The sequence below is a fragment of the Kribbella sp. NPDC051718 genome (genome assembly GCF_040681515.1).
Taxonomy (GTDB): Bacteria; Actinomycetota; Actinomycetes; order Propionibacteriales; family Kribbellaceae; genus Kribbella.
In genome coordinates this window covers 16,912-37,194 of sequence record NZ_JBFAYZ010000022.1, presented here as the reverse complement: position 1 = coordinate 37,194, position 20,283 = coordinate 16,912, and the positions used below count along the sequence as shown (strand labels likewise).

The following is a 20,283-nucleotide window of genomic DNA, read 5'->3' as shown; positions in this document are numbered from 1 at the left end:
CCTACTCCGTCCGCGGCGCCGGGGTGGGGGGGCCCCCCGCGGGGGCGGTTGACCGCCGCGCGGGGCGGATGGGGGGGCGAGCCGCTTCGGCATGCCGAAGCGGCTCGCCGAGGCGCTTTGCTGGGCCAGGCGACGGAGCGCCAACAGGACCGGGCCGCCCAGCGCGGTGACCAGAACGGTCGTCTCGACGGTTTGCTGCCGATCGTCGGACGGCAGGCCGGCCACTTCGGAGTCGGCGACCTGCGCGGCCGCCGATGCGTAGGTCTTCAGCAGGTCGTCGTCGAGGTGGTAGCCGACCTTCTCCAACGCGTCGAGCGCGTTCGCCAGCAGCACCCGGTCCGGCGAGCCGGGATCGACCTGCCAGCCCTCCTCGGCGATGAGGTCGTCGACTCGACCGCGGGACTCGTCTGTCGCGCTGAGGTCGGTGGGGATGAGAGCGCCGTGGGCCGCGCCTAGGACATCGTGCATGTCGCGGGTCTCCTCGTCGACCTCGGCGAGCACGTTGCGGACGCGAGCCAGCGACAGGCCGCCCGCCTCGACGAGCGCCCGGATCAACCGGAGCCGGCGGACGTGCGTTTCGTCGTACCGGGCCCTGGTCGCGCCGACCGCTTCACCGGCAGGCAGCAGGCCTTCGCGTAGGTAGTACTTGATCGTCGCCACCGGCACGTCGCTCTGCCGGGACAGTTCAGCGATCCACATCCACGCCCTCCTCTTGACTTTTGGAGAGTATCACTTTCCAATATTAGGGAGTCGAACTATCCAAAGAGGAGATCTGATGAGCGTTGTCGAGGGACGGCAGACCGCGGCGCACGAGGGCGAGATCGTCGTCTTCGTGATCGGCTTCCGGGTGAACAAACTGCGCGCCTTCCGCCAGTGGCTGCCGGTGGCGCTGGCGATGGGCCCGATGCTGCGCGAACTGACCGCCGACAAGGACAGCGGCCTGCTCGGCTTCCGCACCTTCCCCGGCCTGCGGACCACGACGATGATCCAGTACTGGGAGTCGGCCGAGAAGCTGCAGGCGTTCGCCAACGACCCCGGCCGCACCCACCGCCCGGCCTGGACCAACTTCTTCAAGTACGCCTACCAGGGCAACAACGTCGGCATCTACCACGAGACCTACGTCGTCCCCGCCGGCCACACCGAAACCATCTACGGCAACATGCCCATCACCGGCCTCGGCAAAGTGGCAGGCGTCGTACCGGTGAACAAGCGGGGTCAGACCGCGGCCGAGCGGCTGGACGTCAAGTAAGTGTGGTTACAGTGCAGGCGTGCAGTTCATGCGGGACTTGGGGCGGTTGTTGCGGCGGGGGGATTTCCGCCGACTGTTTGCTGTTCGGTTGACGTCGCAGTTCGGGGACGGGGTTTTTCAGGTCGCGCTGGCGGCGTATGTGTTGTTCTCGCCGGAGCGGGCGCCGGATGCGGCGGCGATCGCCGGGTTGTTCGCGGTGGCGTTGTTGCCGTTCTCGGTGTTGGGGCCGTTCACCGGTGTGCTGCTTGATCGGTGGTCTCGGCGGCAGATTCTGTTCGGGGCGAATCTGACCCGGGCCGCGTTGGTGCTGGTGGTCGGCGGGATTGTTGCTGCGGGCAACGCTGGGGTGCCGTTCTATCTGGCGGTGTTGCTGACGCTCGGGGTCAACCGGTTCCTGCTGTCGGGGCTGTCCGCTGGTCTGCCGCACGTTGTGGAGCGGGATGAGTTGGTGATGGCCAATGCGGTCACGCCTACCTCCGGTACTGCGCTCTTCCTCATCGGCGGTGGTGCCGGGGCCGGCGTAAAGCTGATCTCCGACTCGGACCTGGTCGTGCTCGGCTGTACGGCCGCCGTCTACCTCACCGCTGCCTTCCTCGCCCTGCGACTCGGCCGCAAGCAACTCGGCCCGGACCTGACCGGCGACGAGCCCGGTGTGCTCGAGGCGATCCGCGGCATCGTGGCCGGGCTGATCGACGGTGGCCGGCATCTCAAGGAGCGCCGGCAAGCAGCTCTCGGGCTGGCCGCGATCGGGTCGCTGCGGTTCTTCTTCGGGCTCGTCACGGTCGCGATGATCCTGCTGTACCGCAACAAGTTCTACGGTCCCGACCAGCTGGACCAGGCATTCGGCGCGCTCGCGCTGGCGACCGGTGCGGTCGGTGCCGGGCTCTTCATCGCCGCGCTGGTGACGCCGTGGGCGACCCGGGTACTGACTCTGCGCCGATGGATCACCGTGCTGTTCGTCGCGGCGGCCGTGGTGACGGCGGTGCCCGGCGGCCTCTACACGCAGCCCGCGATCCTGGTCTCCGGTTTCCTCACCGGCTTCTGCGCGCAAGGCGTGAAGATCAGCGTCGACACCCTCATCCAGACGGGTGTCGACGACGTCTACCGCGGCCGGGTCTTCTCGCTCTACGACATGATCTTCAACGTCGGGCAGGTGTCCGCAGCTGCACTCGGCGCGGTCATCCTGCCCGACGACGGGAAGTCCTACCCGGTGCTCACCTTCGTGGTCCTCGGCTTCCTGCTGACCGCGTTCCTGTACTCGCGGTCCTCCTCGACGGTCACGCACTCCCCCGCAATGCCGTGATGGGCTGGATGGCCGACGCCTTCCAGGCCGGGTAGGTGCCGGCGATCAGGCCGATCACCGCGCCGAGGAAGGGCGCTCCGAAGGTCAGCTTGTTGTCCAGGATCGGCGTCCAGTCCCGGGCGAAGGAGACTCCGACGGTGAGCAGCACCCCGACGGCCGTACCCAAAAGGCCGCCGAGGAAGCCGACGATCACGCTCTCCACCAGGAACTGACCGGCAACGTGTCGTCGCGCGGCGCCCAGGGCGCGGCGCAGGCCGATCTCACTCACGCGTTCGAGCACCGACAGCAGCGTCACATTGGCGATACCGAGACCGCCGACCAGCAGCGCCACCGCACCCAGCAACAGGAACAGCGCGTTCAGGTTCGACTCGACGCCCTTGCGGACGCCGCCCTGCTTCGGCGGGGCGTCGACCTTGAGCGAGCTCGGGTTGTTCGGGTCGATCGCGACCGGCGCCTGCTTGGCGATCAGCTGCGCCGCGCCTACCGACGTACGGATCTCGACCGACTCCGGCGCCTTCAGTTTGTACGCCGTCTTGGCCGTCCCGTTCGGCATGATCACCGAGTCGAGCAGTTCGGCCTTGCCGCTGACCGAGTCGAGGATGCCGATCACCGTGTACGCCTGGTCGCCGATGAAGATGGCCGGCTGGGAGTCGACCCGGTTGATGCCGAGCCGCTTGGCCGCGTTCTTGCCCAGTACGACGACCTTGTCCCCGCGGGCGTCATGACCCGCATCGAAGAACCGCCCGGTCTTCAGCACCGAGCGGACCGCGTCGAACAGCCCACCCGACGCCGCCATTACCTGCAGGTTGAGTCCGTCCTTCTGTCCGTCCAGCCCGGCGACGCTGTGGACCGTGTCGTCCCCGACGTCGACGTTGCTGACCGTGCCGGCCGCGTCGACCCCGTTCAGCCGGACGATCCGCTGCGGCGCGTCCCACGGCAACTGAGCCGCCTGTTCGTCGGAGCCGTTGCTGTCCGGACTGACGACCACCCGGGTAGCGGCTGCCAGGTCGAACAGCTGGGTGATCTGACCGGCCGCGGTCTGCCCGAGCCCGACCGTGCCCACCAACGCAGCGATCCCGAGGACCGTACCGAGCGTAGTCAGAATCAACCGCGTCGGCCGAGCCGCAACCCCCGCAAGCGCCTCATCAAGCAAGTCCCGCAACGCGGGTCCGCCCGTACGCCGGGGGGCCCCGCCCCGGCCCAGCAGCCGCGCTGGGCTCCAGGCACCGCCCCGGCCCAAGGCCTGCACTGGGCTCCCGGCCCGCGGTGGGCGTTGGTTGTCTCGGCGAGATCCTGCGACTCGCCGCACCACGCCCGCCAGCGCAAGCCGCCCCGGCTTGCGCTGGCGATGCGAGGTGGACGGCCCGCCGGCGGGATCCGGGGGGCCTGCTTGGGGTTTCGGGCGCTGCGACTTCCGCCAGCTCACCATTGGAGTGTCCCGTCGACGATGCGGACGCGACGCTGGGCTCGTTCGCTGACGTGGTCGTCGTGGGTGATGACCGCCAGCGTCATGCCTTCGTGGTGGAGTTCGTCGAACACCTCGAGGATCGCCTCCGCGTTGGCGCTGTCGAGGTTGCCGGTCGGTTCGTCGGCCAGCAGCAGACTCGGCTCGGCGACCAGCGCCCGGGCGATCGCGACCCGCTGCCGCTCGCCACCCGACAGTGTCGTGGGCCCGAACTCCATCCGGTGTGCCAGCCCGACCCGTTCCAGGGCGACTCGTGCACGCGCCATCCGCTCCTTCCGGGGCACCCCGACGTACACCATCGAGAGTGCGACGTTCTCCAGCACGGTCCGGTGGTCGAGCAGATGGAACGACTGGAACACGAACCCGATCCGCTCACCCCGCAGGACGGCGCGACGCCGCTCCCGCAGGCTCATCGTGTCGACGCCGTCGAGCCGGTAGACCCCGCCGGTCGGGTTGTCGAGCAGCCCGAGCAGATGCAGCAGCGTCGACTTGCCGGAACCCGAAGGACCGACGATGGACAGGTACTCGCCTTCGCGGATGGTCAGGTCGATCTCCCGGATCGCCTGGACCTCAGGCGGCCCGGGGAAGAACCGCCGGACGCCGATCATCTCGACCACCGGCGCCGGCAACGCCACCGCCGTCGAGCCCATCGGCGCGATCGCGCTCGACGCGGTCATTTGCCGACCACCACTTGGTCGCCCTCGGACAGCTTGGCGTCCCCGGTCGCCGTCACCTGGGCGAACCCATCGGCCGACAGTCCGACCTTGACCGGAACCAGCTCGACCTTGCCGTCGCGGAGTACCTCGACCCGCGAACTGCCGTCCGAGCCTGCCGAGAGCGCGGCCAACGGCACGGTCAGTACCTTGCCGTTGGTGCTCTTGAGCGGGATCGTCACCTTCACGTTCGCGTCCCGCAGCCGATTGAGCTGCGCCGCGGTCAGCGACTTCGGCGAGATCACCACGCTGTACTCGTCCCCGCTGCCCGTGATCCGGACGATGGTCGCCTTGATGATCGTGCCGTCGCCGATGTCGAACGTCGCCGGCATCCCGGCCTTCAGCCGCTCCTTGGTCGCCGCGTCCACCTTCACGCTGACCACCAGCGAAGCACCGCTGGCCGACATCACCACGCCGTTGACCGTTCCGCCGCGCTCTACCTTCACCTCGTCGACCCGGCGCGGCAGCGACTTCACGTAGACGACTTCCGACACCGGCAGCGGCGTACCGGCCTTGAACTCGGCCTCGTTCTTGGCCTCCACTGCGTCGGCCAGGTTCTCCTCCGCGTCGTCGACCGCGCCCTGCTGCACGGTGGTGTCCGCCTTGCCCGGGCCGGCCTTCGCCTGCTTGAGCGCGAGCTTCGCCTGCCGGAGCGCGTTCTTCATCGCGTCGACGTTCTTGTCGGCGGCATCGACAGCCTGCTTGAGGGGCTCGTCCGGCTCCGGCGCGTCGTACCCGGCCGCTTCGTACAGCTTCTCCACCGCGTGCGAGGTGTCGGTCGTGTACTTCGTATCGACCTTGCCCGGATCAAACCCCAGCTTCTCCAGCGTCTGCTCGAGCTGCAACACGTCCGGCCCCTTCGACCCCGGAGCCAACGCGCGGTACATCGGCAGTACGCCGGGAAGCCCGATGACTGGCCGACCCGCTATCTCCAAAAGCGCCTTACCCGCCTGGAGCGTCGAACCCACCTTCGGAACCTTGCCCGTCACCACCGCCGGCGTCTGGAGTCCGCTCGTCTCGACCCGGATGTTCACCGCTCCGTCGAACGAGGTGTCCCCGCGTCCGACGACCTTGCTGGACAACGCCTTCAACTCCACCGGCACGGTGATCTGGGAGGCCTTCGGTGGCGCCGTCTTGGCCGCCGCGTCCTCCGGCGACATCAACCGGCTGCCGGCGGCGACGCCCACCCCGAGCGAGAGCGTCGCCACCGCGGAGACTCCGACCAGGACCCGGCGGCGCGACTTGGGTGAGGCGGTCACCGCTCCGACACCGAGTCGCGGTACGCCTCGAGCTGGGTCTTGTTCGCCGCGACGAACTCCTTCTCCAGCTCGTACTGCGCCTTCTTGGCGGGCTCGTCGTAGACCTTCTTCTTGCAGCCCACGTCCGCCTTGGCCAGGTCGATCTCTTCCTTGCGCAGGTCGGCCAGCTGGGCAGCTGGGACCTTGTCGAGCGAGGGTGCCTGGAACACCGTCACGTTGCCCTTTCCGTCACCGCCGGCACTGGTCGGGCCGCCGTTCTTCTTCGCGCCGGTGAGCTTGTCGAGCTTGTCGCTGATCGAGGACCGCGGGTCGTCGAGCTTCTTGAAGCCGCTGTGCCCGGCGTCAGCCAGACAGTCGGCCCAGGCGGACGTCGCGTCGATCACCCGCTGGTCGGCCTCGAACCGCTTCCGCAGCGCCTCGAGATCCTTGAACAGCGAGTCGAACTTGGCGAAGTCGGCCTGGTGGTCCTCGGCCTTGCCGTAGACCTCCTCGGCGGCCTTGCCGCGACAGCCCGTGTCCATCGGCTTGCCTTTGCCGTCGGCCGGCTGCATGGAGATCACTCCACCGCTGCCGTTGCCGCTGGTCGCGAGCTGTCCGTTCAGTGCGTTGTCGTAGGCCTTCTGCGCGTTCGGCGACAGCGCCTTGCGGATCTTGGCGTTCGGATCGTCCTTCTCCGCGTCGTCCGGCTTGCCCCAGTCGATCGTGCTGACCCCGTAGCCGTACTGCTCGGCGAACTTGTCCGGCGGCAGGCTGAAGGCTTCGTCGAACTTGCCCTTGCCCTTCTGCTCTGGCGGCACCACTACGTAGTCGAACCCGGCGGACTTCATACAGGCCGCCGTCGACTCCTCGATCTTGCGCTGCTTGGCCAGCTGCTCCTCGGACGACTCGTTCGGCCCGCCGATGGCCCGGGTGGTCACCATCCCGCCACCGGAGTTGTTGATGAAACCGTCGCCCATGTACTCCGCGAGCGGGCTCTTGTCGTCGCCGTTCTTCACCGGTTCCTTGTCGGCGGCCGAGCTGCCCGCTCCACAGCCGGCGAGGGCCAGGACGGCCACCAGGGAGAGCGCTATGCGTGAGTTCTTCATGCCGTGGAGCGTGCCGGGAACGCTGTGAAGAACCTGTGAAGGACCGATCAGCACCCGATGCTCTCAGCCGATCTTCATCGAAATCTCATGAAGATCAGTCACTCTCGGACCATGCCAGCCCGGATTCTCGTCGCCGAAGACGATCTCAAGCAGGCGGAGCTGATCCGGCGCTACCTGGAGCGCGAGGGTCATCTGACCGTGGTCGTGCACGACGGGCGGGCCGCGATCGACGAGGCCCGCCGGCGCAGCCCTGACCTGCTCGTCCTGGACGTGATGATGCCCAAGGTCGACGGTCTGGACGTCTGCCGGGTGCTGCGCGCCGATGCCGCGGGCAACGGTGACGTGCCGATCATCATGCTGACGGCCCGGTCCACCGAGGACGACCTGCTGCTCGGCCTCGACCTGGGCGCGGACGACTACCTGACCAAGCCGTACAACCCGCGCGAGCTGGTGGCCCGGGTCCGGACGGTACTGCGGCGCACGCGGATCCGCTCCGAGGGTGAGGTCTACCGGGTCGGCGCGCTGGAGATCGATCCTGTGCGGCACGAAGTACGGCTGGACGACGAGCTGGTCGAGGTCACGCCGGCCGAGTTCAAGATCCTCGCCTGCCTGGCCGCCTCTCCCGGCCGGGCGTTCTCCCGGCAGCAGTTGCTGGAGCACGCGTTCGGCTTCGATCACTACGTGTTCGACCGGACGATCGACGTCCACGTGATGAACCTGAGGAAGAAGATCGAGCGAGCGCCGGCCAGCCCGGAGTACCTGAAGACCGTGTACGGCGTCGGCTACAAGCTCGCCGACAAGGTGGTGACGACCGATGCGTCGTAGTGTCCTGCTCAGATTTCTCGGGCTCTCGCTCGCCGTCGCGCTCGGCGCCGTCATCGCGACGGCCGTGATCGCCACCTACAGCACTTCGGAGAAGCTTCAGGGCGAGCTCGACCAGAACACTTCGCAACTCCAGGTCGACGGCGACATCTACAGCCAGCTCAGCACGTACGCCGTCGACAACGCGACCTGGTCGGGCGTCGACAAGCTGGTCTCCTCGCTCTCCGACCAGACCGGGCGACGGATCGCGCTCACCAAACCCGACGGTACGGTGCTCGCCGACTCGGCCCGGATGCTCGGCGCCGGCCCCGACCTCCCCTCGGTGCCCGCGGCAACCATCGACGTGAGCCGGCAGCCTGGTGTGTCGATCTGGAGCTCCAGCGGAGTACCCGCGATCGCCGCGACGGCTGCTCCCCGCTCAGTGACGTTCCGGGCGGCCACAGCCCTCGCAATCGGCAGCCAGGCACCCGGCGCACCGGACTGGGGGCTGACGGGCGCGGAGAGGCGTGAGCGCGAGCGGCTCACGGACCAGGCCGCCGCCTGCATGCAGGCACGCGGCACCGATGTCACCAAGACCGAGCCGGCCGCCGGCGGCTACTCCGGGTTGATCGTCGCGTCCGGGCAGACGTCCGACGGCGCGACCGTGAAGCAGTTCCAGGACCCGGCCACGCTCGCGAACGACCCGTGCGTTCCACCAGGGCTGTACGCACCGAGCGCGAAGGCCAAGGCCGTCAACGTCGATGAGATCCAGCGGGCCGAGCGTTGCCTGGACTCGGCCGGTGAGACCTATGACCTGGGCACGAACTCGGCGGACGGGCTGCTTTCCGTCGTACCGGTGGACAGCCAGTCCCCGACGTCGCAGGCCTTCGCGACCTGCGTCGACACGGCTCGGACCGAGGCGCTCGCGCCGTACGTCGCGCCGGAGGCCAAGCTCTACCTCGGAGCCAAGAGCAGCTTCAACGTCTTCTCCGGCGAAGGCCTCGCCCGTACCGCGGCCACCGCGCTCGGCGTACTCCTGATCGCGGCCCTGGTGATGGTGTTCGCCGGCCGCCGGCTGGTCCGCCCGATCCTGGCGCTGACCGGCGCGGCCCAGCGGATGACGAACGGCGATCACGCTGCTCGGGTACCGGTCACCGGGCGGGACGAGGTGGCCCGGCTCGGACACGCGTTCAATGCGATGGCGGAGTCGATCCAGCATCACGACCATCAGCGCAAGGCGATGGTCAGCGATGTCGCCCATGAACTGCGGACGCCGCTGGCCAACATCAAGGGCTACCTGGTCGCCTCCGAGGACGGGGTGGTGCCGCTCGATCGTGAGCTGGTGACCTCATTGCTGGAGGAGGCCGGGCTGCTCGAGCGGCTGGTCGCGGATCTGCAGGATCTCGCGCTGGCTGATGCAGGGAAGCTTCGGATCCATCCTGAGCTCAAGGACCTGTCCGAGCTGGCCCAGCAGGTCGTGTCGGCGCATCGACCCGCTGCTGAGGCGGCTCAGGTCACGCTGACGGCCGAGGTCAGCGGTCCGGCTCCGGCGGTTGTGGACAACGCGCGGATTCGGCAGGCGCTGGGCAACCTGGTCTCCAACGCGATCCGGTTCACCCCCAGCGGCGGGCGGGTGCTGGTCGGCGTACGGCGGGTCGGCGACGGGTACAACCTGACCGTCACGGACAACGGGACGGGGATCTCGGAGCAACACCTGCCCTATCTCTTCGACCGGTTCTACCGGGCTGAGCAGTCACGCAGCCGGACGACCGGCGGTAGCGGTCTCGGCCTGGCCATCACCAAGCACCTCGTCGAAGCGCACCACGGCACGATCGCGGCGACCAGCCGGGTCGGCAATGGATCGACTTTCACCATCCATCTACCTGCGCGATAACTAGACTGCGGGGATGGCGAGGAGTCGGAAGGCTCGGGTGGCCGATGTGCACGCGGTCGCGGCGGGGATGCCGCATGTGACCGTGGTGCAGGGTGGCGGGGAGAACCCGGTCTACCAGGTCGGCGGCAAGTCGTTCGTGTTCTTCCGGACGCAGCGGCCGGATGCGTTCGATCCGGAGACGGGCGAGCGGTACGACGACGTCATCGTCTTCTGGGTGCCGGCCGAGGAGGACAAGCTCGCGCTGGTGGCGGACGAGAGCAATCCGTTCTTCACCACGCCGCACTTCGACGGGCATCTGTCCGTGCTGGTCCGGGGCAGCCGGCTGGGTGAACTCACCGTGCAGGAGCTGACCGAGGTGATCCAGGACGCCTGGCTCTCCCGCGCCTCGAAGCGCCGCGCCACCACTTGGCTCGAAGAACACCGGCTGGCATAGACCCCTCTCCTGCAAAACTACGAGGCGTGAGCTCACCGCAGGGACACGGACCGCCGCCACCGGGGTATGGGCCGCCGCCACCGGGCTACGGCTACGGGCCGCCTCCGCCGAAGCGGAGCAACATGGGGGCGATCATCGGCATCGTGGCCGCCGTCGTCCTGGTGCTGTTGGGAATCCTCGGCCTGATCGTGATCATGCAGGGCGAGGGCACCGGCTCGACGGAGCCGCAGACCCAGCCGAGCCAGGGGCTCGGTCAAGGGGAAGGGCAACCCACCAAGTCAGCGCCGAGTGCGCCGGCCGCGGATGCGGCCCGGGTGACCGAGGCGACGGCGTTGGCCGGCAAGTTCGTCGCCTTCCTGAGCGTGAACAAGCAGAAGAAAGCCGCCGCGCTCGGCTGCGAAGGATCGAAGCAACTGCTGCCCACCTCGATCATGCTGATCGTCGACGAGTCGACCAAACTCAAGCTCAGCGGCACGACGACCGTCGAAGAAGCCGGCACGACCGCCTACCCGATGCGGATGGACCTGGTCCCGATCAGCGGAAAGACCCGCTTCGGGCCGATGAGTGGCTTCGTGCGGATCCAGGACATCGCGGGTGAGCCGCTCTGCGTACGGATCTTCCAGCTGAAGTGACTCAGCTCGCCAGCAGCGCGTCGAGCAGACCGTAGGCGGCGACGCCGAGCAGGCCGAGTGGGATCAGCAGCAGGAATCCGGTCACCCGGTCGCGACTGCTGTGGGAGAGCGACAGCGGCGCCAGGATCGCGAGGATGAGTTCGAGCCGGCCGGAGGGGTGCTTGTTCTCCACCCGCCAGAGGAAGTAGATGCCCTCGGCAAGGAGTACCGCACTCACCAGCGCCACCGCGACGACCGCCCGGCTGAAGTGCCACAACCGCGCCTCGGCCCGCTCCGACTCACCCCCGCTGCTCAACCAGGTCCCCGTACTACGCACCGCGCCGTCCTCGCTCCACCAACTCCCAGCGACCCCGAAGACAGGTCCCCCCACGAGCGCGGCGAGCACCCAGACCGCCATGGTCGACGCCGAGCTGGTGACCCCTTCGATGAACCGTGCCGATACGTAGTACCCGCTCAACGCACCGAACAGGGTGATGAACCCGAGTAGCGCCGACCACCCGGTCGGCAATCGCCAAGCAGCGGTGACAGTGAAGGCGACGAGTACCCACACGACGCCCGAGTTGGCCAGAGTGTTCCAGTTGCCGGGCAGCTCGCCCTGCAGGTACTGGGTGAGGAATCCCAGCGCGACCCCGACCACCAGCGCACCGGCCACGGCCCTGACTATTCGTGAGGGATCGGTCACCGGATCAGTCTGCTGCACGGCAAGGGGCAACTGGCTCCGGCACGCGCGAGTTGTCGTGGGGTCCGGATGGACCTCTCGCTGCCACACTTGGCTCGTGAGCTACCCACCGCCGCCCGGTCCACAGGGTCCGCCGCCGCAGAACCCGCCCGGCCAGAACCCGGGCTGGCAGCAACCGACGTACCAGCCACAGGGCGGCAACTGGGCGGCGCCACCGTACGGCACGCCACCGCCGAAGAACCGGGCGGGCGTGATCATCTTCCTGATCGTCGTGCTGGTGGCCGTGATCCTCGGCATCGTCGGGTTCGTGACCTATCGGCTGACCTCAGGCGGGAGCGACAGCGGCGGTACGGCGCCGGCCGCGCCGCCGGCGAGCACCAAGACGACCACCGCACCCTCGAAGGTGCCGACCAAAGCTGCGCCCAGCAAGCCGGTGCCGACCAAGACCACACCGAGCAAGCCAGTGGCGACCGAGCCGGCGTCCGGTACGAAGCAGGCTGCGTTCGCGCTGGCCGGACGGTTCGCGGCCGCGCTCAACGCGGACGACACCGCGGCCGCGGTCGCGCTGACCTGTCGTGTGACGCAGGAGATCGTCCCGGCCCTGATCTCCAACTGGATCAAGCCACCGACGAAGCTCACCGTCACCAACGCGGTAGTCGGGCAGGATCCCTTCGTGGTCCCGATCTCCGGTACCACGAACGGTCAGCGGATGGGCGGCATGGTGATCGTCCAAGGCTCCTGCGTCCAGGTCTTCAACCTCGAGCGGTCTTGACCTACGGCGCCAGGGAACGAGCAGTCTCCAGCAGGTCCGCGCCGGTCGGCAGGGTGGCGAGGATCGGGGTGTCGAGCCCGTTGGCGACGTACTCGTTGATCTGCGCCCGGCAGTCGGCGGCCGACCCGTGCACGACCAGATCGTCGATCACCTCGATCGGTACGGCCGCCATCGCGGCGTTCCGGTCGCCGGCCGCCCAGGCGTCGCGCATCGTCTTCATCGCCTCGCCGCGACCGAGCCAGTCGTGGAAGGCGGCGTACCCGGGAACGGTCAGGTAGGTCGCGATCAGGAACCGGCCGATGTTGCGGGCCATCTCGGCGTCCTCGGTGACGCAGACGAAGATCCGCGCGGCCAGCTCCTTCTCGTCACCGAGCTCGGCGCGGACCTGCCGGACGTCCGCCGCCGAGAGCCAGTTGGTGATCGCGCCGTCCGCCTCCCGCGCGGCCAGCTTGAGCATCTGCGGGCGGAGCGCGGCGAGCATGATGGCGGGCGGTACGTCCGGCGCCTTCTCCAGCCGGAACCGCTTGATCGTGAAGCTGTCGAACTCACCGTCGACCTTCTCCCCGGCGAACGCCTGCCGCAGGAACCGCAGTACGTCGCGAGTGCGGGCCAGCGGCGGGTCGTACGCGATCCCGTTCCAGCCGGTGACGATCGTCTCCGACGACGCCCCGATCCCCAGCACGAACCGTCCGGGCGCGAGATCGGCCAGCGCGGCCGCACTCATCGCGAGCGCAGCCGGCCCACGCGTATGAACCGGTACTACGGCCGTCCCCAACCGCAGCTCCTGCTCCCACTCCGACGCGAGCACCAGCGGGGTGAACGCATCGGCGCCGGCCACCTCGGCCGACCACAAATCGGTGTACCCCAGCGAAGCCAGCTCGGTGATCAGCGGCTTGTGATCCCGGATCGGTACTCCGGTGAGCGGAACCGTCAGACCCCAGCGCATCAGATCATCCTCTTCACGAGCGGCAGCGGAGCGTACTTGAGAACCCTCGCCATCAGCGCCCAAGGCCAGGCGGGCACGAACGCCTTCGCCTTCTCCGCCTCGATCGCGGCCACCATCGCCCGGACGCCGGGCACGGTGTCGACGATCAGCGGGGTCCTGGCGACGTGTTCGTTCAGCTCGGACTTGATGTAGCCGGGAGCGATCGTACTCACCTTGATCGGCTTGCCGAGCAGTTCGAGCTGAAGGCCTTCGGACAGCGTCGCGACGGCAGCCTTCGTCGCCGCGTAGGTGGTGACGGACTTCGACAGGCCACGCACGCCGGCGACCGAGGAGATGAAGACCAGGTGGCCGGCATTCCGTGCCCGGAACAGCTCCATCGCGGCCTCGGCCTGGGCGAGCACGGCGGTGAAGTTCGTCTGGGCGGTGATCAGGTTGGCATCGAACCGGCCGGTGCCGAGCGGCGCCCCCTTGCCGATACCGGCGTTCACGATGATCCGGTCCAGGGTCAGCTCGGCGTCGACCGCGCGGAACGTCTCGAAGACCGCGTCATGATCGTTCACGTCGAGGGTGTGGACCAGGATCGTCAGCTCGGGATGCTTCGTGGTCAGCTCGGTCTGCAGCGCCTTCAGCCGGTCCTCGCGCCGGGCGGTCAGCGCGAGGTTGTGGCCCTTGGCGGCGAACTGCCGGGCCATCTCCTCGCCCAGGCCCGAGCTCGCCCCGGTGATCAGGATGTTGCGTCGCATCAGGTCGCCCTATCTGTAGGAGAGCAGTTCGGTGCCGTCGAGATGGCCGTGTTCGTTGTAGCTGACCAGGGTGAGTCCGCTGCGGCCGACGGTGAGCTTGGTGATCGCGGTGTTGACGGTGACCGGGTTGAGCTTGAGCCACAGGTCGTCGGTGCCGTCGAGGAGCCGGCTGGTGACCGCGGCGATCGGGCCGCCCGAGGTGAAGACGACGGCGGTCTCGCCTTTGCCGAGGCGGGTCGCAGTACGGCGTACCGCATCCTCTGAGCGTTGGCAGAAGGCTTGGAAGGACTCCGGATAGTCGTCGCCGTCCGCCTCGGCCCAGCGCTGGGTCGCCGCGGTGAACATCTCCTGGAAGGCTCTTGCGGGGTGACCGGTGCGCGCGAGATCGGCGAGTAGTACTGCCCGGCGCTTGTAGGCAGGCTTGTAGGCGACGATCACGCGGTCGTGGTCGAACTCGTTGAGGCCTTCGTCGATGCCGATCGGTACTTCGATGCCCGCTGCCTCGAGGGCGATCTCGGCGGTCTGCGCGTGCCGTCGCATCGCACCCATGACGACGAGGGTCGGCTTGATGCCGCGTTCGGCGAGCGCCTTGCCCAGTACTGCGGACTGCTGCTCGCCCTGCGGCGAGAGCCGGTCGTAGTCGCTGCGCCCGAACGACGCCTGCGCGTGCCGGATCAGGTAGATGGCCGGCATTCAGCGGCTCATGATCTTGCGACAGCGCCGCTCGAGCAGGTTGACCGGCAGCCAGAGGTTCTTGAAGCGCGGGTTGCGGGTCTGCTTGTGGTGATACCGGTAGTAGATCTGCTGCGCGATCACCGCGAGCCGGAACAGCCCGAACACCTCGTAGAAGGCCCAGTTGGAGGCGTCGAGGCCGGTCTTCTCGCAGTAGTACCGAACGATCTCGTCCCGCCCGATCATCCCCGGCACATCCGACGGCTGCAGCCTGAACCGTCTGAAAGCCCAGTCGTCGTCGGCCTGCACCCAGTAGGCGAGCGCTGATCCCAGATCCATCAACGGATCCCCCAACGTCGCCAGCTCCCAGTCCAGCACTCCCACGATCTTCAGCGGATCGTCCGGCGCCAGCACCACGTTGTCGAGCCGGAAGTCGTTATGAACAACGCAGATCCTGACATCACCCGGCCGGTTCGCCTCCAGCCAAGCCATCACCTTCTCGAAGCTCGGCACATTCCAGGTCTTCGCCTTCCGGTACCGCCCACTCCAACCGCCGACCTGCCGCTCGACGAACCCCTCGCCCTTGCCAAGATCCCCCAGCCCAGCAGCCACCGGATCCACCTGATGCAGATCGACAAGCGTGTCGATCAACCTGTACCCGAGCTGCCGCGTCTGCTCCGGCGTCAGCTCAACACCCAACTCCGACCGCCGCGGGATCGTACCGGCGATCCGCTCCATCACGTAGAACTCAGACCCGATCACGGAATCATCGTTGCAATGAGCAACCATCCGCGGCACATACGGAAACACCGGCGCCAACTGCTGCTGGATCCGATACTCCCGCCCCATGTCATGAGCCCCCTTCGCCTTCGTCCCAGCCGGCGGGCGACGCAGGATCAGATCGCGATCCGGGTAGCGCAGTAGGTAGGTGAGGTTGGAAGCCCCGCCCGAAAACTGCCGAACCTCCGGCAGCCCTTCGGGCAGCGGGTCTACCTCCGATGTCGAGCGAAGCGAAGACGAGCCGGGGCTGGACGCCGGATCGGCTAGCGCACCTGCTGCTCGCTCTTCCGAGGCGGAGCGCAGCGACGACGAGCCCGGCGCCGGGCCAGCCTCGCGTGAGTCGCCTGCTCCCACGTCCGATGTCGAGCGGAGCGAAGACGAGCCCGGGCCGGACGCCGGATCGGCTAGCGCACGCGCTGCTCGCTCACCCGATGTCGAGCGCAGCGACGACGAGCCCGCGACTGAGGGCTCATCCCTCAGCTCCTCAGCCGAGGCCGAGCGAAGCGACGGCGAGCCCGGGGCCGGGGCAGGCTCGCGTGAACTGCCTGCTCTCACGTCCGATGTCGAGCGGAGCGAAGACGAGGCGGGGGCGGCCGGCTCTTGCACCACCTCCCCGGCCGATGTCGAGTGGAGCGACGGCGAGGCGGTGGAGCGGAGCCAGGTGTCTACCGCGGTGATGTCGAAGGCGTCTTCGGTGCGGACTGGGCGGGCGCCTTCGACTGCGTTGGGGTTGGGGGGCATCAGTGGTCTCCGGCGGCCTGCTTCGGGGAGTCGGCTCGGTCGCGGGCGCGGGCGGCGATTTTGCGCATCTGGCGGTCGTACAGGGGGCGGGCGAAGCGTTTGGTGCGCCAGGCGAGTAGGGCCGGGCGGTCGGGGATGATGAGGAACTGGTGTTTTTTGATGCCGGCGATGACGTTGGCGGCGATCTCGTCAGCTGTGCGTGGGGACTTCTCGATCAGCTTGCGGGCGGTGGCGCGCATCTCGATGTCGTCGCCCTGGATCGAGTCGCCGAGGTTGGTGCGGAAGAAGGACGGGCAGACGACGGAGACGGTCACGCCGTACGGGTGAAGCTCGTGCGAGAGCGTTTCGGAGAGCGCGACGACGCCGGCCTTCACCGTGTTGTACGAACTCATCATCGGCGGGTGCACGAGCCCGGCCGCCGAAGCGGTGTTGACGATGTGGCCGGAGCGCTGGCGCTTGAAGAGCGGTGTGAAAGCACGGCAACCACGCACGACACCCATCAGGTTGATGTCGACGACACGATCCCACTCGTCCAGCGACTCGACGTCGATCCGCCCGCCGGTCGCGATCCCGGCGTTGTTGACCAGGATGTCGAGCCCACCCCAGTTCTCCTCACACCACGCGACCGCCTTGTCCCAGTCACCCGCGTCCCGCACATTCAACTGCCGGTACTCCGCGCCGGCCGGCGGCGTCGACTCCGCCGCCACGTCGGTACTGAGCACTTGGTGGCCGTCAGCAACAAACCGGGCGACCAGCGCCGCCCCGAGTCCACTGGCCCCACCGGTGACGAGAACCCTGCTCATTCGGACTCCTTGTACTTCGCCAGCTCGATCTTCGCGACCACTCCACGATGCACCTCGTCCGGCCCGTCGGCCAGTCGCAGGGCTCGCGCACTCGTCCACGCGGCCGCCAACGGGAAGTCGTCGGACAGACCGCCACCACCATGCAGCTGGATCGCCATGTCGATCACGTCCTGCGCCATCCGCGGCACCGCGACCTTGATCTGGCTGACCTCGCTCAGCGCACCGGCCAGCCCCTTGGTGTCCAGCAGGTACGCCGTTTGCAGCACGAGCAGCCGCGCTTGGTTGATGGCGATCCGCGCGTCGGCGATCCGCTCGCGGTTGCCACCGAGGTTGACCAGCGGTTTGCCGAACGCGGTCCGGCTGGTGCCGCGCAGGATCGCCAGCTCGAGCGCCTTCTCGGCCAGGCCGATCAGCCGCATGCAGTGGTGCACCCGACCGGGACCGAGCCGGCCCTGGGCGATCTCGAACGCGCGACCTGGACCGACCAGGATGTTGGACGCCGGCACCCGGACGTCGGTGAAGGAGACCTCGCCGTGGCCGTGCGGTTCGTCGTACCGGCTCATGGCGGGGAGCAGGCGCTCGACCTTCACGCCGCGGGCGTCGCGCGGTACGAGCACCATCGTGTGGCGGGCGTACCGGTGGGCGTCGGGGTCGGTCAGGCCCATGAAGATGAGCAGTTCGCAGTCCGGGTGTCCGACGCCGGTGCTCCACCACTTGCGGCCGTTGATGACGACCTGGTCGCCCTCGACGATCGCGGTGGCGGCCATGTTGGTCGCGTCGGAGGAGGCGACGTCGGGCTCGGTCATGCAGAACGCGGACCGGATCGTGCCCTCCAGCAACGGCTCCAGCCACTGCTCCTTCTGCTCGGCGCTGCCGTACCGGAGCAGTACCTCCATGTTGCCGGTGTCAGGGGCGTTGCAGTTGAACACGTACGGCGCGATGAACGAGCGGCCGGTCAACTCCGCGATCGGGGCGTAGTCGAGGTTGCTCAGCCCTTCGCCGTACTGCTCGTTGCCGGGCTCGGCGGGTGGGAGGAAGAGGTTCCACAGACCCTGCTTGCGGGCCTTCGCCTGCAGCTCTTTGAACGCAGGCAGCGGCTCCCACGGATCACCGGCGGCCTTGGTCGCGGCATGCAGCTCGGCCTCGACCGGCTCGATCTCGGTCCGGATGAACCCGTCGACCTGCTCGATCAACTCCTGCGCCCTCGCGGACGGTTCGAACCCCATCACGTCTCCTCGGTCGGCTCCCTTGACGGTAGCGCACTTACTGAGCAATGCTCAATAGCGTGAACGCTGGTGAAGAAGTCCACGCCGAGGCGCCCTTGCGGGCCGGCGCGGACGCGGCACCGCAGGCCGGGCCGGATGGGTCGGTGCGGGAGGACGCGGAGGCGTCGCTGGAGGGCGATCTCGAGCCGCGGGGTGGGGTTGAGGCGCCGGAGGGGCGGCGTCGGCGGCTGAGTGCGGAGGATCGGCGGAAGCAGTTGGTCGGTATCGGGCTGATGATGCTGCGGACCCAGCCGATCCATGAGCTCTCGATCGATGCGGTCGCGGCCGAGGCGGGCATCTCCCGCGGCTTGCTGTTCCACTACTTCCCCACCAAGCGCGACTTCTACGTCGAGGTGATGAGCGCCGCCGGCCGCCGCCTGCTCCGCGTCACCAAGCCCGACCCCGACCTGCCACCCGACGAGCAACTCCGCCAGATGCTGCTCTCCTTCGTCGCCTTCGTCACCCGCCGCCGCGACTCCTACATCTCCTTCGTCCGCGGCGCTGCCGGCGGCGACAACTTCGTCGTGGAGGTCTACGCCACCACCCGAGCCGGCCTCACCAACCGAGTCCTCACCCTCCTCGGCACCCCCGACGCCACCGAGCCGGCTTCCCCGATCCGCCTCACCGTCCACGCCTGGCTCGCCTACGTAGAAGACCTGACCATCGAATGGTCCGGCCTCCCCGAACCAGCCCGCCCCACCACCCCAGACGCCTTGGTCACCCACTTCATCGCAGCTCTACAAGCGCTCCGCGCGCTCTAACCCGCGCCCGACGCCCCGCCAGTTCCGGCGACCTTGACCACCAACCGGCGACCTTGAACAAGCTATTTCATGTCCGAGCCCACCATTTGGTGTTCAAGGTCGCCACATCCAGGTCAAGGTCGCGCCGGATGGGGTGAGGTTCGCGGGCTAGCGTGGGGCGGCTGTGGAGTTGCGGATGATGAGTTCCGTGGCTAGTTCGATGTGGAGGGCTTCTACCTCGTGGCGGTCCAGGAGGCGGGTGAGGAGGCTTACTGCCATTCGGCCCATTTCTTGGAGGGGCTGCCGGACTGTGGTGAGGCTTGGGGTGGTGGAGCGGCTGATGTCTATGTCGTCGAAGCCGGCGATGGAGAGGTCGTGGGGGACGGAGAGGTTGCGGGTGGCGGCGGCTTGGAGGGCGCCTACTGCTGCTTTGTCGTTGAAGGCGATCAGCGCGGTGGGGCGGTTGGGGAGGTCCAGTAGTTGAGCGGCGGCTCGGTGGCCGTGTTCGGTGGTGGGCTGGATGGGGCGGACGAGGGAAGAGTCGGGGAGGATGCCGGCGTCGGCGAGGGCGGCGGCGTGGCCGCCTAGGCGGGCGTCGGAGGCCAGCCATTCGCTGGGGCCGCCGATGACACCGATCCGCGTGTGGCCCAATGACAAGAGGTGGGCGGTGACCTGCCGCGCTCCGGCGAAATGGGCTGCGGAGACGGCGGCGATGTCGCGCGGCAGCGGAGTACGGGGGTCGACGACGACGAATGGGAAGCGGCGCGCGCGGAGCTGGATCAGTTCGTCGCTGGTCTCCGGCGGCAGGATCAGGATCGCCCCGGCGAGGTCGCGCTGCGCGGGCAGCTTGCTGAGTACCTGGTCGTGCTGCGTCGCCTCACCCGCATTGAGCACCAGCCGCCGCCCATGCCGATCAAGCGTCTCCGCGATCGACGAAACGATCAGCCCGAAGTAGTCGGTCAGCACATACGGACACCGCAGATACACCGCCCCACCAACCGGCTTCGGCGACCCACCCCGCGGATTGGGCGCCCGTACGCCGAGCCGCTCCACCGCCCGCTCGACCAGTTCACGGGTGGCCGGCGCGACGTTCCCTTGCTGGTTGAGCACCCGCGAAACCGTCGCGATCGAGACGCCGGTCTCGGCCGCGATGTCCCGGACCGTCGCCCTACCCGGCATTTGTTACATCGCCTTGTTTCACACTCAGGACGATATCCGATCTTGACAGCCCCCGCCTGCCGTCGTTTGCTGAGGCGCAGATATTGCGTTCTTGTTTCATTTGTTACATCGGGGTTGACCTGAGGAGAA

21 protein-coding genes are annotated in these 20,283 nt (G+C 68.2%); 8 read left to right on the top strand and 13 right to left on the bottom strand.

What is annotated here, in order from left to right; genetic code table 11:
• The coding region (locus AB0M15_RS41295; RefSeq protein WP_363832722.1) for a MerR family transcriptional regulator at positions 1–699 on the bottom strand (699 nt) is incomplete at its 3' end.
• Positions 700–775: 76 nt separating this feature from the next.
• Between AB0M15_RS41295 and AB0M15_RS41290 the strand changes: the two genes are divergently transcribed.
• A complete protein-coding gene (locus AB0M15_RS41290; RefSeq protein ID WP_363832720.1) occupies positions 776–1,249 on the top strand; it encodes a DUF4188 domain-containing protein in 474 nt (157 codons plus the stop codon).
• Between the two features lie 28 nt (positions 1,250–1,277).
• Positions 1,278–2,552 carry an MFS transporter gene (locus AB0M15_RS41285; protein ID WP_363832730.1) on the top strand — a complete coding sequence of 425 codons (1,275 nt, stop codon included), beginning with the start codon at positions 1,278–1,280 and terminating at the stop codon, positions 2,550–2,552.
• Here the strand turns inward: AB0M15_RS41285 and AB0M15_RS41280 are convergent.
• From AB0M15_RS41280 to AB0M15_RS41265, 4 genes are all read right to left on the bottom strand, one after another.
• A complete protein-coding gene (locus AB0M15_RS41280) occupies positions 2,527–3,714 on the bottom strand; it encodes an ABC transporter permease (protein WP_363832717.1) in 1,188 nt (395 codons plus the stop codon). The genes AB0M15_RS41285 and AB0M15_RS41280 overlap by 26 nt on opposite strands.
• 260 nt (positions 3,715–3,974) lie before the next feature.
• On the bottom strand, positions 3,975–4,694 hold the full coding sequence (locus AB0M15_RS41275) for an ABC transporter ATP-binding protein (protein WP_363832714.1): 720 nt from the start codon (positions 4,692–4,694) through the stop codon (positions 3,975–3,977).
• On the bottom strand, positions 4,691–5,989 hold the full coding sequence (locus AB0M15_RS41270) for a peptidoglycan-binding protein (protein WP_363832711.1): 1,299 nt from the start codon (positions 5,987–5,989) through the stop codon (positions 4,691–4,693). The genes AB0M15_RS41275 and AB0M15_RS41270 overlap by 4 nt, the downstream gene beginning before the upstream one ends.
• The gene (locus tag AB0M15_RS41265) at positions 5,986–7,074 is read right to left on the bottom strand and encodes a hypothetical protein (protein ID WP_363832708.1); all 1,089 of its coding nucleotides are present in this window, start codon (positions 7,072–7,074) and stop codon (positions 5,986–5,988) included. Before AB0M15_RS41265 ends, AB0M15_RS41270 begins: the two co-directional genes overlap by 4 nt.
• 111 nt (positions 7,075–7,185) lie before the next feature.
• On the opposite strand from AB0M15_RS41265, the gene AB0M15_RS41260 reads away from it, so the two are divergent.
• From AB0M15_RS41260 to AB0M15_RS41245, 4 genes are read left to right on the top strand one after another with little or no spacing between them, the layout of a single operon-like run.
• Positions 7,186–7,899: a response regulator transcription factor gene (locus AB0M15_RS41260; RefSeq protein ID WP_363832705.1), complete on the top strand. Its 714-nt coding sequence runs from the start codon at positions 7,186–7,188 to the stop codon at positions 7,897–7,899.
• On the top strand, positions 7,889–9,769 hold the full coding sequence (locus AB0M15_RS41255) for a HAMP domain-containing sensor histidine kinase (RefSeq protein ID WP_363832701.1): 1,881 nt from the start codon (positions 7,889–7,891) through the stop codon (positions 9,767–9,769). The genes AB0M15_RS41260 and AB0M15_RS41255 overlap by 11 nt, the downstream gene beginning before the upstream one ends.
• Positions 9,770–9,782: 13 nt before the next feature.
• A complete protein-coding gene (locus AB0M15_RS41250; RefSeq protein ID WP_363832697.1) occupies positions 9,783–10,202 on the top strand; it encodes an MmcQ/YjbR family DNA-binding protein in 420 nt (139 codons plus the stop codon).
• A 26-nt stretch (positions 10,203–10,228) separates the two neighbouring features.
• On the top strand, positions 10,229–10,834 hold the full coding sequence (locus AB0M15_RS41245) for a hypothetical protein (RefSeq protein WP_363832693.1): 606 nt from the start codon (positions 10,229–10,231) through the stop codon (positions 10,832–10,834).
• A gap of 1 nt (position 10,835) precedes the next feature.
• On the opposite strand, the gene AB0M15_RS41240 is transcribed toward AB0M15_RS41245, so the two are convergent.
• The gene (locus tag AB0M15_RS41240; RefSeq protein WP_363832690.1) at positions 10,836–11,516 is read right to left on the bottom strand and encodes a DUF6518 family protein; all 681 of its coding nucleotides are present in this window, start codon (positions 11,514–11,516) and stop codon (positions 10,836–10,838) included.
• Between the two features lie 94 nt (positions 11,517–11,610).
• Between AB0M15_RS41240 and AB0M15_RS41235 the strand changes: the two genes are divergently transcribed.
• Entirely contained in the window at positions 11,611–12,285 is a 675-nt protein-coding gene (locus AB0M15_RS41235; protein WP_363832687.1) for a hypothetical protein, read from the top strand.
• Position 12,286: 1 nt separating this feature from the next.
• On the opposite strand, the gene AB0M15_RS41230 is transcribed toward AB0M15_RS41235, so the two are convergent.
• The 6 genes from AB0M15_RS41230 to AB0M15_RS41205 are packed head-to-tail and all read right to left on the bottom strand — an operon-like array spanning position 12,287 to position 18,196.
• Positions 12,287–13,231 (bottom strand): LLM class F420-dependent oxidoreductase, encoded by a 945-nt coding sequence (locus AB0M15_RS41230; protein WP_363832685.1) that lies wholly within the window; start codon positions 13,229–13,231, stop codon positions 12,287–12,289.
• Positions 13,231–13,974 carry an SDR family oxidoreductase gene (locus AB0M15_RS41225; protein WP_363832682.1) on the bottom strand — a complete coding sequence of 248 codons (744 nt, stop codon included), beginning with the start codon at positions 13,972–13,974 and terminating at the stop codon, positions 13,231–13,233. Before AB0M15_RS41225 ends, AB0M15_RS41230 begins: the two co-directional genes overlap by 1 nt.
• Positions 13,975–13,983: 9 nt before the next feature.
• Complete coding sequence (locus AB0M15_RS41220; protein WP_363832678.1) at positions 13,984–14,667, bottom strand: histidine phosphatase family protein; 684 nt, start codon at positions 14,665–14,667, stop codon at positions 13,984–13,986.
• Positions 14,668–16,167 carry a phosphotransferase gene (locus AB0M15_RS41215; protein WP_363832676.1) on the bottom strand — a complete coding sequence of 500 codons (1,500 nt, stop codon included), beginning with the start codon at positions 16,165–16,167 and terminating at the stop codon, positions 14,668–14,670.
• A complete protein-coding gene (locus tag AB0M15_RS41210; protein ID WP_363832671.1) occupies positions 16,167–16,970 on the bottom strand; it encodes an SDR family NAD(P)-dependent oxidoreductase in 804 nt (267 codons plus the stop codon). The genes AB0M15_RS41215 and AB0M15_RS41210 overlap by 1 nt, the downstream gene beginning before the upstream one ends.
• On the bottom strand, positions 16,967–18,196 hold the full coding sequence (locus tag AB0M15_RS41205; protein ID WP_363832668.1) for an acyl-CoA dehydrogenase family protein: 1,230 nt from the start codon (positions 18,194–18,196) through the stop codon (positions 16,967–16,969). Before AB0M15_RS41205 ends, AB0M15_RS41210 begins: the two co-directional genes overlap by 4 nt.
• A 59-nt stretch (positions 18,197–18,255) precedes the next feature.
• Between AB0M15_RS41205 and AB0M15_RS41200 the strand changes: the two genes are divergently transcribed.
• On the top strand, positions 18,256–18,996 hold the full coding sequence (locus AB0M15_RS41200; RefSeq protein ID WP_363832664.1) for a TetR/AcrR family transcriptional regulator: 741 nt from the start codon (positions 18,256–18,258) through the stop codon (positions 18,994–18,996).
• 147 nt (positions 18,997–19,143) lie between these two features.
• On the opposite strand, the gene AB0M15_RS41195 is transcribed toward AB0M15_RS41200, so the two are convergent.
• Positions 19,144–20,154 carry a substrate-binding domain-containing protein gene (locus AB0M15_RS41195; protein ID WP_363832661.1) on the bottom strand — a complete coding sequence of 337 codons (1,011 nt, stop codon included), beginning with the start codon at positions 20,152–20,154 and terminating at the stop codon, positions 19,144–19,146.
• Positions 20,155–20,283: the final 129 nt, after the last annotated feature.